At 48.1% G+C, this 14,568-nt stretch carries 14 protein-coding genes and 1 riboswitch; of the genes, 1 reads left to right on the forward strand and 13 read right to left on the reverse strand.

Going from position 1 to position 14,568, the window contains the following annotated elements:
• Positions 1 to 7: 7 nt before the first annotated feature.
• From sdhB to HP570_RS07495, 3 genes are read right to left on the reverse strand one after another with little or no spacing between them, the layout of a single operon-like run.
• Positions 8 to 757: a succinate dehydrogenase iron-sulfur subunit gene (gene sdhB / locus HP570_RS07485; RefSeq protein ID WP_012685406.1), complete on the reverse strand. Its 750-nt coding sequence runs from the start codon at positions 755 to 757 to the stop codon at positions 8 to 10.
• A gap of 18 nt (positions 758 to 775) precedes the next feature.
• A complete protein-coding gene (sdhA, locus tag HP570_RS07490; RefSeq protein WP_173625332.1) occupies positions 776 to 2,533 on the reverse strand; it encodes a succinate dehydrogenase flavoprotein subunit in 1,758 nt (585 codons plus the stop codon).
• A 19-nt stretch (positions 2,534 to 2,552) separates the two neighbouring features.
• Positions 2,553 to 3,164: a succinate dehydrogenase cytochrome b558 subunit gene (locus HP570_RS07495; RefSeq protein ID WP_012685404.1), complete on the reverse strand. Its 612-nt coding sequence runs from the start codon at positions 3,162 to 3,164 to the stop codon at positions 2,553 to 2,555.
• Positions 3,165 to 3,592: 428 nt separating this feature from the next.
• Between HP570_RS07495 and HP570_RS07500 the strand changes: the two genes are divergently transcribed.
• Positions 3,593 to 4,045 (forward strand): YslB family protein, encoded by a 453-nt coding sequence (locus tag HP570_RS07500; RefSeq protein ID WP_173625333.1) that lies wholly within the window; start codon positions 3,593 to 3,595, stop codon positions 4,043 to 4,045.
• 50 nt (positions 4,046 to 4,095) lie between these two features.
• On the opposite strand, the gene HP570_RS07505 is transcribed toward HP570_RS07500, so the two are convergent.
• The 10 genes from HP570_RS07505 to HP570_RS07550 form a co-directional block, all read right to left on the reverse strand.
• Positions 4,096 to 5,337, reverse strand: a complete 1,242-nt coding sequence (locus HP570_RS07505) for an aspartate kinase (protein ID WP_173625334.1) — start codon at positions 5,335 to 5,337, stop codon at positions 4,096 to 4,098.
• 231 nt (positions 5,338 to 5,568) lie between these two features.
• A riboswitch (Lysine riboswitch) is annotated at positions 5,569 to 5,755 on the reverse strand.
• A 102-nt stretch (positions 5,756 to 5,857) separates the two neighbouring features.
• Entirely contained in the window at positions 5,858 to 7,639 is a 1,782-nt protein-coding gene (uvrC, locus tag HP570_RS07510) for an excinuclease ABC subunit UvrC (protein WP_173625335.1), read from the reverse strand.
• Between the two features lie 38 nt (positions 7,640 to 7,677).
• Entirely contained in the window at positions 7,678 to 7,929 is a 252-nt protein-coding gene (locus HP570_RS07515; protein WP_173625336.1) for a DUF2164 domain-containing protein, read from the reverse strand.
• Positions 7,930 to 8,053: 124 nt separating this feature from the next.
• Positions 8,054 to 8,767: an ABC transporter ATP-binding protein gene (locus HP570_RS07520; RefSeq protein ID WP_142495571.1), complete on the reverse strand. Its 714-nt coding sequence runs from the start codon at positions 8,765 to 8,767 to the stop codon at positions 8,054 to 8,056.
• Between the two features lies 1 nt (position 8,768).
• The gene (locus tag HP570_RS07525; protein ID WP_173625337.1) at positions 8,769 to 9,530 is read right to left on the reverse strand and encodes an ABC transporter ATP-binding protein; all 762 of its coding nucleotides are present in this window, start codon (positions 9,528 to 9,530) and stop codon (positions 8,769 to 8,771) included.
• A gap of 1 nt (position 9,531) precedes the next feature.
• Positions 9,532 to 10,503 (reverse strand): branched-chain amino acid ABC transporter permease, encoded by a 972-nt coding sequence (locus HP570_RS07530; RefSeq protein ID WP_064200947.1) that lies wholly within the window; start codon positions 10,501 to 10,503, stop codon positions 9,532 to 9,534.
• A gap of 5 nt (positions 10,504 to 10,508) precedes the next feature.
• A complete protein-coding gene (locus tag HP570_RS07535) occupies positions 10,509 to 11,375 on the reverse strand; it encodes a branched-chain amino acid ABC transporter permease (protein WP_012685396.1) in 867 nt (288 codons plus the stop codon).
• A gap of 147 nt (positions 11,376 to 11,522) precedes the next feature.
• Positions 11,523 to 12,710, reverse strand: a complete 1,188-nt coding sequence (locus HP570_RS07540; protein ID WP_173625338.1) for an ABC transporter substrate-binding protein — start codon at positions 12,708 to 12,710, stop codon at positions 11,523 to 11,525.
• A gap of 184 nt (positions 12,711 to 12,894) precedes the next feature.
• Positions 12,895 to 13,212: a thioredoxin gene (trxA, locus tag HP570_RS07545; protein WP_007722428.1), complete on the reverse strand. Its 318-nt coding sequence runs from the start codon at positions 13,210 to 13,212 to the stop codon at positions 12,895 to 12,897.
• Between the two features lie 383 nt (positions 13,213 to 13,595).
• Positions 13,596 to 14,555: an electron transfer flavoprotein subunit alpha/FixB family protein gene (locus HP570_RS07550; protein WP_173625339.1), complete on the reverse strand. Its 960-nt coding sequence runs from the start codon at positions 14,553 to 14,555 to the stop codon at positions 13,596 to 13,598.
• Positions 14,556 to 14,568: the final 13 nt, after the last annotated feature.

A 14,568-nucleotide genomic window follows, 5' to 3' on the forward strand; every position in this document is an offset into this window, starting at 1 on the left:
CAAACAATTAGGAGAAGAAGAACTTCTTCACTGCATGTTTAGTTGTTTCTTTGTTCATGTGAGCGATCGAGGTTGTCAGCGGAATGCCTTTTGGACATGCTTGTACGCAGTTTTGCGAGTTACCGCAATCACCGATACCGCCATCTTCCATCAAAGCTTCCAGACGCTCATGCTTGTTCATCATACCTGTTGGATGCTGGTTGAACAGACGAACCTGCGAAATTGCGAACGGACCAATGAAGTCAGACTTCGCATTCACGTTCGGGCAAGCTTCCAAGCAAACACCGCACGTCATGCACTTCGAAAGCTCGTACGCCCATTGACGCTCCACTTCCGGCATGCGAGGACCAGGTCCCAGATCATGCGTACCATCGATTGGAACCCACGCTTTTACGCGCTTCAGCGCATCGAACATGCGGCTGCGGTCAATCGACAAGTCACGCTGTACAGGGAAGGTGCTCATTGGCTCAAGACGAATCGGCTGTTCCAGTTTATCTACCAGTGCCGAGCACGCTTGACGCGGTCTTCCGTTAATAACCATCGAGCACGCACCGCATACTTCTTCCAAGCAGTTCGATTCCCAGTTTACTGGAGACGTTTTTTGACCTTGTGCGTTGAGTGGATTACGTTGGATCTCCATCAAAGCACTGATCACGTTCATACCAGGACGGTAAGGGATTTTGAACTCTTCCTTGTACGGAGTGCTGTCAGGGCTATCTTGACGAGTGATAATCAAATGAATCAATTTTTCTGCCATGATCAGTTTCCTCCTCTCTTAATGCTTCTTGTCAGACGTATAGTCACGTTTACGTGGTGCAATCAGGGATACGTCGATGTCTTCATAGTAGATTTCAGGCGCAGTCGTTTCAGCATTGAACTTCGCCATTGTCGTCTTCATGAAGTTGTCGTCATCACGCTCAGGGAAGTCAGGCTTGTAGTGAGCACCGCGGCTCTCGTCGCGCTTGAGCGCACCGATTGTGATCGCGCGGGACAGTGCGAGCATGTTCCACAGATGACGGGTAAACGCCGCACCAGAGTTGCTCCATTTATTTGTATCGTTGATGTTGATTTTCTTGTAGCGTTCCATCAGTTCAACGATCTTATCATCCGTTTTTTGCAGACGGTCGTTGTAACGTACTACCGTTACGTTGTCAGTCATCCACTCACCCAGTTCCTTGTGGATCAGGTAAGCATTTTCTGTTCCGTCCATTTTCAGGATGCTGTCATATTTCGCTTGCTCTTTGCTTGTGAAGCCGTCGAAGAGCGTGGAAGACAGGTCATCAGAGGATTGGTTCAAGCCATTGATGTACTCGATCGCTTTTGGACCTGCTACCATACCACCATAGATCGCGGACAAGAGGGAGTTCGCACCCAAACGGTTTGCACCGTGCTGAGAGTAATCGCACTCACCTGCTGCAAACAAACCAGGGATATTGGTCATTTGGTTGTAGTCTACCCACATACCACCCATGGAGTAGTGAACCGCAGGGAAAATCTTCATTGGAACTTTACGTGGGTCATCCCCAACGAATTTTTCGTAAATCTCGATAATACCGCCCAATTTTACATCCAGTTCTTTTGGATCTTTGTGGGACAGGTCGAGGTATACCATGTTTTCGCCGTTGATACCCAGCTTCATATCTACGCAAACAGAGAAGATTTCGCGAGTCGCGATGTCACGCGGAACCAGGTTTCCGTAAGCAGGGTATTTATCTTCCAGGAAGTACCAAGGCTTACCGTCTCTGTACGTCCATACACGACCACCCTCACCACGAGCAGACTCGGACATCAGACGCAGCTTGTCGTCGCCCGGGATTGCAGTTGGGTGAATTTGGATCATCTCACCATTGGAGTAGATAACCCCTTGTTGATACGCCGCAGATGCTGCTGTACCAGTATTGATAATCGAGTTCGTCGATTTACCGAAGATGATACCAGGTCCGCCTGTTGCCAAAATAACGGCATCCGCACGGAAGGATTGAATTTCACCGGAACGCATGTTCTGTGCAGTGATCCCGCGACAGGTTCCTGTATCGTCCAAAACGGCTCCGAGGAAATCCCAATATTCGTACTTGGTTACCAGACCTTCAGCTTCATAACGGCGTACTTGTTCGTCCAATGCGTACAAAAGCTGTTGTCCAGTTGTCGCACCCGCAAAAGCGGTACGGTGATGCTTGGTTCCCCCGAAACGACGGAAGTCCAACAGACCTTCTGGCGTACGGTTAAACATAACGCCCATACGGTCCAACATATAGATGATGCCAGGTGCTGCATCGCACATTGCTTTAACTGGCGGTTGGTTTGCCAAGAAGTCTCCGCCATATACTGTATCGTCGAAGTGCTCCCATGTGGAGTCGCCTTCCCCTTTGGTATTTACCGCTCCGTTAATACCGCCCTGCGCACAGACAGAGTGGGAACGTTTTACCGGAACCAGGGAGAACAGCTGAACAGGAACGCCTTTTTCTGCTGCTTTGATGGTAGCCATCAAGCCGGCCAAACCTCCACCGACAATGATCAGTTTACCTTTTGCCATGTGTTTTGTCCCCCTATCCCTACAAAATGAAAGCCGACATCGCACGCAAGCCGATGAAGGTTACAATTACGAATACGCCCAAAGTCAGGAATGTTGCAATGCGCTGGGAACGCGGCCCAACTGTAATTCCCCAGTGAACCAGGAACGACCACAGTCCGTTGGAGAAGTGGAAAGTCGTGCTAATAATCCCGATAGTGTAGAATACGATCATTGCAGGACTGCTCAAAATGTTTGCCATCATGTCAAAATCCACGTGTGCACCCATTGCTTTTTGGATACGGGTTTCCCAAACGTGCCAAACGATAAAAATGAGGGTAATGACTCCTGTAACACGTTGCCACAAGAACATTTGGTTTCGGAAGTAACCGAAGTTCCCTACGTTTTGCTTTGCTTGGAACGCAATGTAGATACCGTAAATAGCGTGAAACAGGATCGGGAGGTAGATGAAAACAAATTCAAGCACCAATACGAATGGAACATTTTCAATCAAACCAACTGTTTGATTAAAAGCTTCGGCTCCACGGGTCGCTTGGTAGTTAGCTGTCAAGTGAAACAGCAGGAAGAGCCCGATCGGAAACAAACCAAGAAGTGAGTGGAGCTTGTGACTGAGAAAGCTATGGCCTTTCGCCATACAATGGTCCCCCTTTCAATGTATGTAACTCTCAATTTTGTGAAAAACGTCAAGCATCACCGCAAGCGGTCCAAAACGGCTTCGACCGTTTTGATAGACCTTTCCCCAATATCCTAACCCATTGCTTCACCCATTAGACATAGCAAAACCACCACGATCATTTTATGAACGGGATCTTGACGCTGTTCACAAAATGACTGCGTTCACTAGATCAAATGAATTTGTCGGAATGTGTCAAAATACGAGAAAAAGTTGGGCAAAACTATGACCAAATCCAATTGTACTCTTGTCGACACAGAGCGTCAAGACAATCAATGTACTAAATACATTGATAGAATAACTTTGTTTAGTCCAGCTATTTTTTCTATTCCGATGTCATGAATGCGTGTCCCTCCTCATAATCTAGTAAAGACAGGAGGGAAGCACATATGAAAGAGAAGGATCAGCTTGCAGCACTATTGCCGCCAGAGACCATTCCCTATGCAGAGAGAATGAATATGCCCTATCTTGGCTATCATCTTCTACGCGAAACGCTTACTAGCACCCTGCTAGGCGATAGTGAGAACCATATTCTCTATTGGATAGGAAAAAATATGGGCCGCCAAATCCCCATTCAATCTGCAGCAGGCCCGATTATGCCTTTTATTCGGCTTGGATTAGGTCAGCTAGACGTCCTCGAGGAGAACGAGCAAACGATCGTCTATTCACTCAATCATTCCATTTTTAGCTATCAGTCTATAGAAAGACTAGGTTGCAGTCTTTCCTTTGAAGCCGGGATCATCGCAGGTATGATTGAGCAGTGGAAAGAAAAAGAAGCGTTCAGCAAAATCGAAATGGAAAGCCCTTTAGACATACGCATCTCTGTACAAGTGGCGTCATGAACAAAATGCCCCCTCTACCTATAAGAAGGGAGAGGGAGCATCTTATCTTTTTATACTCCGTGCACAACCGCGGTTTCTTCAACATCCAGACCATAGGCCGAATGAAGACTGCGAACAGCCAGCTCTGTCAAAGCTGCTGGAATGACGCAAGAAACCTTGATATCAGAAGTTGATACCATTTTAATAGAAATTTCTTTTTCTGCCAGAACGCGGAACATTTCGGCAGCTACCCCTGGATTGTTGATCATTCCAGAGCCGACAATGGATACTTTGGTCAAGCTTTCCTCGAAATCGACTTTTTCAAAGCCAAGCTCGTCTTTGTTTCTGTCCAGCGTATCCAGTGCTTTTTTCAGATCATCCGCTGCAACTGTAAAGGAAATATTTGTAACAGTAGCATCATAAGAGCTTTGGATAATAATATCGACATTCACCTGATTGTCCGCCAGCGTATTGAACAGACGGGAGAGCGTCCCGACCTTGGCAGGCATGCCGACAACCGTGATTTTGGCTACATCTTCATCGTGTGCAACTCCACTTACTACTCTTCCTGTTTCCATGTTGGCAACCTCCTCAACGTACGTACCATCTTCGGCAGTAAAGCTAGAGCGGACGACCAGCCTTACCTTGTATTTTTTCGCAGCCTCAACTGACCTAGGATGAAGAACCCCTGCACCGAGGTTCGCCAGCTCCAGCATCTCATCATACGAGATCGTATCCAGCTTGCTCGCAGCTGGAACCATTCGCGGATCAGCTGTATACACCCCGGACACGTCCGTAAAGATTTCGCATTTCTCAGCGTTCAAACTGGCTGCGAGTGTAACCGCAGATGTATCCGATCCACCGCGGCCGAGCGTCGTAATTTCCCCTTCGTCACTGATCCCTTGGAATCCTGCCACGATCACCACACGACCACGACTGAGCTCGGATTGAATCCGTTCTGGATCAATCTGCTTGATCCGTGCTCTTCCGTGAATCGCCTCTGTGGTGATTCCAGCTTGCCAGCCCGTAAGAGAAATGGCATCGTAGCCTTTTGTATGCAAGGCCATCGACAAAAGCGCGATCGATACCTGCTCCCCCGTGGTCAGCAGCATATCCATTTCACGCTCAGATGGGTATGCGCTAATCTGCTTGGCCATGTCTACCAACACGTCAGTAGATTTCCCCATTGCAGAAACAACAACTACCACATCATGCCCTTCCTCTTTATAGCTGATAATTCGATCCGCAACTCGTAAAATTCGCTCAATGGTACCTACAGAGGTGCCTCCGTATTTCTGCACGATCAACCCCATGCGGCTTCTCTCCCTTTTTCTCATATCCAATATTGGTATTTATCTCGTATCGTATGGTTTTTCACTATTCTCTCTATAAGGAAAAGTCTTGCATTTTTATTTTACAAAAAAGGCACCGACAAGGAATAAGACCTGCCGCTGCCTACTGTTTCGACATACCGGTTCCTCCCTCCCAATACACGCGGACAACGAAGATTGACAGTTATCACCATCAAAACTCACATTGACACACCGTGAGATAGCTCTCCATCTGACAATTGGTCATTGTGCAGATGACAGTCCTGCATTTGTTCAACGCAGACCCAGCATGGAGAAAAGCGGGTTTCCCCCCACACTTCGGCGAATTCCCCTTTCCCGACCCTTCACAGATACCCGATCTCAGGGTGGTACTCTTGGTTTTCGCGCCTCTACCTCACTCCATAATGGAAGTGAGGCTAACTATTCTGTTTGAATCGGATTATATCATGAGTCTAAAAATGGATCAATTCCTTTTTAAAGGTTGTTCCAAAAGTCACACTGGCTATGTGTCCAGCTTACGCAGATGCCCGATGATTTCTTTTGCCAGCTTGTCGCCGATTCCCAATTGGCGGAAGTCTTCAACGGTCGCCTCGCGCATTTTTTTCAACGAGCCAAAATGAGAGAACAACAGCTTGCGCCGCTTTTCACCAATACCCGGGATCTCATCCAACTGCGAGGAAAGCATCGTTTTTGTCCGGGATTGTCTGTGGAACGTAATAACAAAACGGTGGACTTCATCCTGGATACGCTGCAACAAATAAAACTCATAGCTATCACGTCTAAGATTTACAGGCTCTGGCGGATCTCCGTACATGAGCTGAGCAGTGCGGTGCTTCTCATCCTTCGCCAGACCACAGACAGGAATATAGAGACCTAGCTCGTTTTCCAGCACGTCCATAGCTGCACTGATTTGGCCTTTACCACCATCGATCACAATCAGGTCGGGCATTGGCTGGTTTTCTTTCAGCAGACGAGAGTAACGACGGCGAACGACTTCGCGCATGGAGCCGTAATCATCTGGTCCCTCTACGGTTTTGATCTTGAATTTGCGGTATTCCTTTTTGTCAGGGCGACCGTCTGTAAACACAATCATCGCAGACACTGGCTCTGTTCCCTGAATGTTGGAGTTGTCAAACGCTTCAATTCGATGAGGAACCGGAATCCCTAAAATGTGACCGAGATTGTGTACTGCTTGGACCGTACGAGCATCGTCCTTGGACATCAGCGCGAACTTCTCCTGCAAAGCAATACGTGCGTTCTCGGTAGCCATCTTCACGAGCTCATGTTTTTTGCCTCTTTTCGGAGCATGGACTTTGATGCCCAACCACTCACTCAAAAGCTCTGGTTCACTCTCTTGCGGGAGCAGTATTTCTTTTGGCAGCGCATTTTGCTTGTCGTAGTAGAACTGGCTCACATAAGACATGAAGTCCTCGGTTTCGCTTCCATAGTATGGAAAGGAGGTCGTCTGACGCTCGATCATCTTCCCTTTTCGCATATAAAACACCTGGATGCACATCCAGCCTTTTTCCACAGCAAACCCGATAATGTCGCGGTCTATCGTATCGGTGAACGTGATCTTCTGCTTCTCCATTACGGCTTCGATGCTCTTGATCTGATCACGATATTCCTTGGCTCGTTCGAACTCCATGTTTTCTGCGGCTTGCAGCATTTTTTCCGTGAGGGTTTGCTTCATTTCCTCATGGCCACCATCGAGGAACTGGCTGATTTGATCCACCAAACGCTGGTTTTCCTCTGCCGATACCTCGTACACACAGGGCGCAAGACATTGTCCCAAATGGTAGTAAAGACAAACCTGCTTGGGCATATTGCGACATTTTCGCAACGGATAGAGCCGATCCAGCAGCTTCTTCACCTCGGAGGCATCTCCGGCATTCGGATAGGGCCCGAAATACTTAGCTTTATCTTTTAATACCTTACGGGTAATCTCCAGACGTGGCTGCGCCTCATTCGTAATCTTGATGTATGGATACGTCTTGTCATCGCGAAGCATGACATTGTATCGCGGGTCGTGCTCCTTGATAAGGTTACACTCGAGGATAAGCGCCTCAATCGCTGAGGATACCACAATGTACTCAAAGTCCACGATCTCACTGACCAACAGCTGCGTCTTCCCGTTATGACTGCCTGTAAAATACGAGCGGACGCGGTTTTTCAGCACCTTGGCTTTTCCGACGTAAATGATTTCCCCGTTCGCATTTTTCATCAGGTAGCAGCCTGGTTTATCTGGCAGGACGGCCAGTTTATCTTTTAAGGAGCTGTTCATGGCTGCTCCCTCCTCTTTGCTCTATATCTGCCTAGCATCTATTTGTTCTTGTGGATTGGCTTTTCCAATACATACAGTTCATCTTCTAAGGAACTCATCCGTTCCATCAGCAGCTTGCGGCTGTCTTGCACCCCTTGATTGTAATAGAAAGGGCCGAGCTCTTTTGAAAAAAAGGCAACCAACTCTTCCGTCTCCAAATTGCCGAGTGTCTCCGACCGTTCTTCTTTAAAATAGCGTTGTACTTGATGAACAAGATACTCCATTTGCTCTCTCGTCAATTTGGTTGGCATCGTATCCGGCTTCCTTCCCATTTCGCATCATAAGAGAATATACGTTCTATCCTTCATAGTACCATGGAATCCATACGAAAAAAACTGCCGCCTCATTCCATGGCGACAGTTTTTATAGGCAGACCTAGTGCTTGCGACCGCCCAAATACGCTTCTTTTACACGCTCGTCGTTTAACAACGCTACTCCTGTGCCGTCCAATACGATTTGCCCTGCCTCCAGTACATACCCGTAATCAGCGATTTTGAGGGCCTGCTTGACATTTTGCTCCACGATCAGGACGGTCGTACCTTCTGCATTGATTTCTTTGATCACCTTGAAAATGTCTGCCACCACAATGGGAGCCAAGCCCATCGACGGCTCGTCCAATAGTAGCAGCTTCGGTCGAGACATCAATGCGCGGGCAATGGCTAGCATTTGCTGCTGACCACCAGACATCGTCCCTCCCAATTGGGAAAGACGCTCCTTGAGGATGGGGAACCAGGTCATCATCTTCTCCATGTCGTCCTTGATGCCTTGTGCATCGTTGCGCTGGAATGCGCCCATCTCCAGGTTTTCCAGTACAGTCATCTTCCCGAGAATCGCACGCCCTTCCGGAACCAACGCCAGTCCAGCTTTTACGATTTGATGGGGTCTCGAACCCTCTATGCGTTGACCACAAAACGTAATCGTCCCTGCTTCAGGCTTCAGTTGACCTGCGATCGTACGCATAGTTGTGGTTTTACCCGCTCCATTCGCCCCGATTAGCGAGACGATTTTGCCCTCAGGAACTTCCAGTGTTATCCCGCGAATCGCCTTGATTTGACCGTAGGAGGTCGTCAAGTTTTGTATGTTCAGCATCTTATTCGTCCTCCTTGCCGAGGTAGGCTTCAATCACATCTGGATTGTTTTGTACCTCTGCCGGTGTGCCGTCAGCAATTTTGACCCCAAAGTTGATGCATACGACCTTTTCACACAGATTCATGACCAATCCCATATCGTGCTCGACCAACAGGACAGTCGTTCCGTCATCGCGAATTTTTTTGACCAGCTCCATGAGTGCTTTCGTCTCGGTCTCGATCATCCCGGCAGCAGGTTCGTCCAATAGCAAGAGTTTTGGTTCCGTAGCCAGTGCCCGTGCAATCTCCAGACGCCGTTGTTGACCGTACGCCAATGTATCCGAGCGGACGTCAGCAATGTCAGACAAGCCTACGAATTCGAGGAGCTCCTCGGCTTTTTTGGTCACCGCCTTTTCTTCCGCACGTTGTCCCGGTGTTTTCAAAAGGGAAGCCCAGAAGCCTGCCTTCATGCGCGAATGACATCCTACCTTCACGTTGTCCAACGCACTCATGTGACCGAATAAGCGAATATTTTGGAACGTCCTTGCAATCCCCATTTCGGTAATTTTGTTAGGCGCCATTCCATTTAGCTTCTGTCCGGCAAAAGTAAAGGTTCCCGTCGTTGGTTCGAATATGCCCGTCGCCATATTGAAAATGGTCGTTTTCCCCGCACCATTCGGACCAATCAAGCCGACAATCTCACCCTCTCCGACAGTAAAAGAAACGTCACGAAGAGCGGTGATGCCGCCAAAGCTTTTTCCTACGTTCGCAAGTTCCAGCAACATCTTATACTCCCCCCTTCGCTTCCTTGTCGGATGACTTGCCCCGACGACGCTTGAACAGCTTTTGGAACGTGTCGGCACCAATCAAGCCATGCGGGCGGAACGCCATTACACCGACCATGATCAAACCGTACATGAGCATTTTGTACTCGGCCAAACCACGCAGCACCTCCGGCAGTGCTGTCAAAACAAAGGCACCGAATAGCGGCCCCCAAACCACTTCACTGCCGCCAATAACGGCATAGGACAAGATTTCGACTACTTTATGATAGTTAAAATCATCAGGTGTAATCGTCGTCGTAATGTGGGCGAACAATCCTCCACATACACCAGCCAAAATGGAACCGATCACAAACGCAAGCATTTTATAATAGTTGACTTGCAATCCCATTGCTCGTGCTGCCGTTTCATCCGCTTTGATCGCTTCAAAAGCTCGCCCCAGACGCGAACGGTTCAGACGCAGCGTCAGGAAAAGAACGAAGGCAAACAGGAGCAGCATAAACACAAAGGTTGATAATGACTTCATTTGCATGACCGAAATGCCAAAGGTCTGTGCTTTTACCCCCATTGCTTTTTCAAAATCGTACAAGTAATTGCCAATCGATTGAAGTCCGGTCAATCCGAGAGCGCCATTTGTCATCTCCATATTGAGAAAAATAACGCGAATCACTTCACCAAAGCCAAGCGTAGCAATTGCCAGATACAGGCCGTGGAGCTTCAATGTCGGAGCACCGATCAACAGTGCAATCAGCCCTGCCACCAGTCCTCCGATGATAATGGCAATAAACAGCGGCATGTCCGCTTGCTTCGTCAAAATACTCGCCGTAAAAGCACCAATGCTCATAAAGCCCGCATGTCCCAAGGAAAGCTGTCCCGTCGAGAGCGTAATGTAAATACTGATCGCCAAAATACTGTTTAACAAGATAAAAGTCAGTACCTGTAAGTTATATGGATTGAGAATGTCCAATGTCTGCACCTCCCTTACGCTTTGCGTCCAAATAGTCCTTCCGGCTTCAAGAGCAAAATGAGAATGATCAAGCCAAAAGCAACCGCGTCCCGATACGACGAATCTCCGTATGCGACGGTAAACACCTCGATAATCCCGAGCAATACGCCACACACCATGGCTCCAGGAATGCTCCCCACACCGCCTAAAATCAAGACCGCCAAACCTTTGAAGCCAAGCGTCATTCCCATCGTCGGAATGAGAGCAGAGTACGCCATCCCGATCAATATGCCGGCGATGCCTCCCAGCGCCGAAGCAAGCATGACGGTCACGACAATGACCATATTCGTGTTAATCCCCAAAATATTTGCTGTATCCGTATTTTCAGCCGTCGCGCGAATGGCTTTTCCCATTTTCGTTTTTTGAATCCAGAAATGCAGAACGAACATCAGTAACACAGAAATCCCCAAAATAACGAGATCGACACTGCGAATTTGAACGAGCCCCAAGTCAAAGGTGGTGTCCCCAAAAGATTGCGGGAACGCACGGGAGTCAGCACCGAAAAACTTGTGCATGGCCTCCTCCATCAAAATGGCAAATCCGATCGTACTGATCAAGGATGCCAGATGGGGTACATTTTTTTTACGAAGGGGGCGAAGCGCTATATACTCAAGCACGAGACCCAAAATAGCAGATATGACGATTGCTACGATCAGCGCTACCCCTAAAGGCATATTCAGGCTGGTCATCAACACCAAGCCAACCAGTGATCCAAAAATAAAAATTTGGCCGTGTGCCATATTAATGATTCCCAAGACACCAAAAATGAGCGTATAGCCCAATGCAATCAATGAATAAGTGCTACCAACTGTCAAACCGTTGACTAATTGCTGCCAAAACAAATGCCTCACCTCACTGTTAAGTGGTTACCATCCAACGATGATTGGGTTATTCTCGCTGGATCAGCAAGCGAAAATATCATCTGATACTTTCTGATCCAGCGAGATAACAGATAGAAAAAGAAGCCCGGAGCGACCCCGGGCACGATCCTATTCAAACGGGACAAATTTGCCTTCTTTTGCGACAACGACCACCGCATCACCAATCGGATTGCGTTTCTCGTCAAAAGACAGTTTGCCGGATACACCTGTGAAGTCTTTCAGCTGAGCCAATTGTCCGCGCAACGCTTCGCGATCTGCTTTTCCTGCGGCAAGCAGTGACTGCGACATGATGTACAGTGAGTCGTATGCTTGGGCAGCGAACTGGTCAGGCTTTTTGTTGTATTTGGCTTCGAATGCTTTTACGAAGGCTTGTACTTTATCATCCTTCTTTTCAGGGCTGAATGGAGTGGCAACGATCAAGCCCTCTGCTGCTGGACCCGCAATTTCAAAAACTTTCGGATTATTGAAGCCATTCCCACCAAGAATGGTCCCTGTAAAGCCCAACTCACGTGCTTTTTTCACAACCATGGAGCCTTCTTTGTACAAAGCGGACACAAGCAAAGCATCCGGGTTTGTTTGCTTCAGCTTGGTCAACTGCGCGGAGAAGTCCACATCGCCATTTGCAAAAGTCGCTTCACCAGTAATCTCCAAGCCCAGCTTATCTGCGGTTGCTTTCATGACCTTGTAACCATTCACGGAGAAGTCATCGTTGGATGCATGGATGAGTGCTACTTTTTTCAAGCCATTTTTCTCCACGGCTGCTTTCATAGCTGTCGGGATTGCAATGGACTCAGGCAAAGAATTTCGGAACACATACTCCCCGATATCATTGATTCCTTCTGACGTGTTGGAGATACCAAAAATCGGAGTTTCCGCCTCGTTTGCAACTGGTCCTGCTGCAAACATTTCACCGGAAAGTGTCGGTCCGATGATCGCCACGACATTATCCTGATTAATCAGTTTATTTACCGCATTAATCGCGCCTTCTTTTTCTCCTGCGGAGTCTTCAAACTTCAGTTCGATCTTGAGCTTTCCTTTGTTCGCTTCATTCAGCTCGCCCAACGCCAGCTCCAATCCTGCTTTTTGCGCTTCTCCATATGCTGCACCAGATCCTGAAAGGAAACCAACGACACCGATTTTTGCTTGTATCTCTTGTCCGTCGGCGCTAGCTGCTTGTCCAGAGCCACCTTCTCCTGCTGCAGGAGCACTTGTATTTCCTCCGCTCGAACATCCGACCATCAATACCGCCCCTAGCGAGATCGCCGCCAGCGAGCGCATCAAATGAAATCCCTTCATTAGAAAAGCCCCCTTTATTTTCGAAATAAATTGAATATATGAAGTTTAATCAAAGTACTCTAAAAACGCAATTATTTTCGCTCAAGTAAACTTAATTTTTTGACAAACGATCGCTCAGAATTCAGTATTCAAACATAATAAAAAAGCGGCACATAACTATGCCGCTTCAGTCGTTGGATTGCTCTTACAGATGTTTGCCTACAGTTGCCATGAGCGCTTCTTTTGGTTGGAAGCCGATCACTTTGTCAACTGGTTGACCGTCTTTGAATACGATCAGGGTTGGGATGGACATCACGCCAAAACGACCAGCAGAATCTGGGTTGTCATCCACGTTTACTTTAACGATTTTGAGCTGGGAGCCCACTTCACCGTCGATTTGCTCCAGTACAGGAGCGATCATTTTGCAAGGGCCGCACCATGGAGCCCAGAAGTCAACCAGGACTGTACCGCCTTGCTCTACTTCCTGGGAAAAGTTTTGGTCGGTAGCATTTACAATTGCCATAGAAGTTACCTCCTTGAATTTCAATTACTAAATAAAGGTTCCTAACGGTTATCAGTATATCATTCAAACAACAAATTGACTACGCCGCTCCACACTTTGCCCTGCACTTCTCGCTATAGTCTGTCCAGTCTGACCGCACCTTATTGCCCGACTTGTTTGAGCCGGTTAATCTCCCGTTCGTGGTCACTAACTTTCCGATGCAGCAGGTCAAGGTCTGCATCGATATGTTTATTTTGACGTTCCAATCTGTCTAAGCGCGTAGCATCATCCCGAGAACCGAACATCTCAATGCGAAATGCGCATTCAACCCGATCACCTCTCCTTATCGGCTATTATACAAAAAAATGCGCCCCCAAAAGGAGCGCTTTGTTACCGTCTTTCTGTTATACCAATACTTTTTTGAACTCAGCCGTCAGCAATGGCAGCACTTCGAACAAGTCACCTACGATACCGTAATCAGCCACTTGGAAGATTGGCGCTTCCGGATCTTTATTGATAGCCACGATGACCTTCGAGCTGGACATACCTGCCAAGTGCTGAATCGCTCCGGAAATTCCGCATGCGATATACAAATCAGGTGTAACGACCTTACCTGTCTGTCCGATCTGCATGGAGTAGTCGCAATAGTCTGCGTCGCAAGCTCCACGAGATGCACCAACAGCTGCACCGAGCACTTCCGCCAGATCGTATAACGGCTGGAAGCCATCTGCACTCTTCACGCCACGTCCTCCGGAAATCACGACTTTCGCTTCGGAAAGGTCTACTTTGCCGCTTGTTTTTCGTACAACTTCTTTTACGATGGTGCGCAAATCCTTGATTTCCAATTCAACTGGAACCACCACTGCCGTTTTCGAAGGGTCAGCAGCACCGATGGCAATGTTGTTTGGACGAATCGTAATAAATGTTGTTCCATCAACGAATTTGCGTGTTTGCGTCGCCTTTCCGGCATAGATCGGGCGAATAAATACTGGGCCTGCTTCAACACCGGTTACGTCCGAAACCAGACCAAAACCGAGTCTCGCTGCTACGCGAGGTGCGATGTCACGACCGATCGCGGTGTGACCCAAAATAACTGCATCTGGAGAAGCCAGCTCAATCAACTGCGTAAGTGCCTGCACATACGCATCTGGCGTGTATTGTGCCAACGCTGTATGATCAGCCGTATACACCGTGCTCGCACCATGCTGCCCCAATGTCACTGCATGCGTTGCTGCATCTGCTCCGAATACACCTGCTACAATTTCGCCGCCCTCAGCCAATGCTTGTGCTGCAGTCAATGCTTCCAGCGACACGTTGCGAAGTTGTCCGTCACGTACTTCTGCCAATACAAGTACTTTTTTCATGGATATCCTCTCC

The sequence above is a fragment of the Brevibacillus sp. RS1.1 genome, assembly GCF_013284365.1.
GTDB classification, from domain to species: Bacteria; Bacillota; Bacilli; order Brevibacillales; family Brevibacillaceae; genus Brevibacillus; species Brevibacillus brevis_D.

Bases quoted from the DNA above. Each gene is read 5' to 3' on its own strand.
- HP570_RS07505 (WP_173625334.1), bottom strand. From the start codon at position 5,337: ATGGGGTTGATCGTGCAGAAATACGGAGGCACCTCTGTAGGTACCATT.
- trxA (WP_007722428.1), bottom strand. From the start codon at position 13,212: ATGGCAATTGTAAATGCTACCGACCAAAACTTTTCCCAGGAAGTAGAG.
- HP570_RS07550 (WP_173625339.1), bottom strand. From the start codon at position 14,555: ATGAAAAAAGTACTTGTATTGGCAGAAGTACGTGACGGACAACTTCGC.
- HP570_RS07515 (WP_173625336.1), bottom strand. From the start codon at position 7,929: ATGCCAACCAAATTGACGAGAGAGCAAATGGAGTATCTTGTTCATCAA.
- sdhB (WP_012685406.1), bottom strand. From the start codon at position 757: ATGGCAGAAAAATTGATTCATTTGATTATCACTCGTCAAGATAGCCCT.
- HP570_RS07500 (WP_173625333.1), top strand. From the start codon at position 3,593: ATGAAAGAGAAGGATCAGCTTGCAGCACTATTGCCGCCAGAGACCATT.
- HP570_RS07540 (WP_173625338.1), bottom strand. From the start codon at position 12,710: ATGAAGGGATTTCATTTGATGCGCTCGCTGGCGGCGATCTCGCTAGGG.
- uvrC (WP_173625335.1), bottom strand. From the start codon at position 7,639: ATGAACAGCTCCTTAAAAGATAAACTGGCCGTCCTGCCAGATAAACCA.
- HP570_RS07525 (WP_173625337.1), bottom strand. From the start codon at position 9,530: ATGTTGCTGGAACTTGCGAACGTAGGAAAAAGCTTTGGCGGCATCACC.
- HP570_RS07520 (WP_142495571.1), bottom strand. From the start codon at position 8,767: ATGCTGAACATACAAAACTTGACGACCTCCTACGGTCAAATCAAGGCG.
- HP570_RS07495 (WP_012685404.1), bottom strand. From the start codon at position 3,164: ATGGCGAAAGGCCATAGCTTTCTCAGTCACAAGCTCCACTCACTTCTT.
- sdhA (WP_173625332.1), bottom strand. From the start codon at position 2,533: ATGGCAAAAGGTAAACTGATCATTGTCGGTGGAGGTTTGGCCGGCTTG.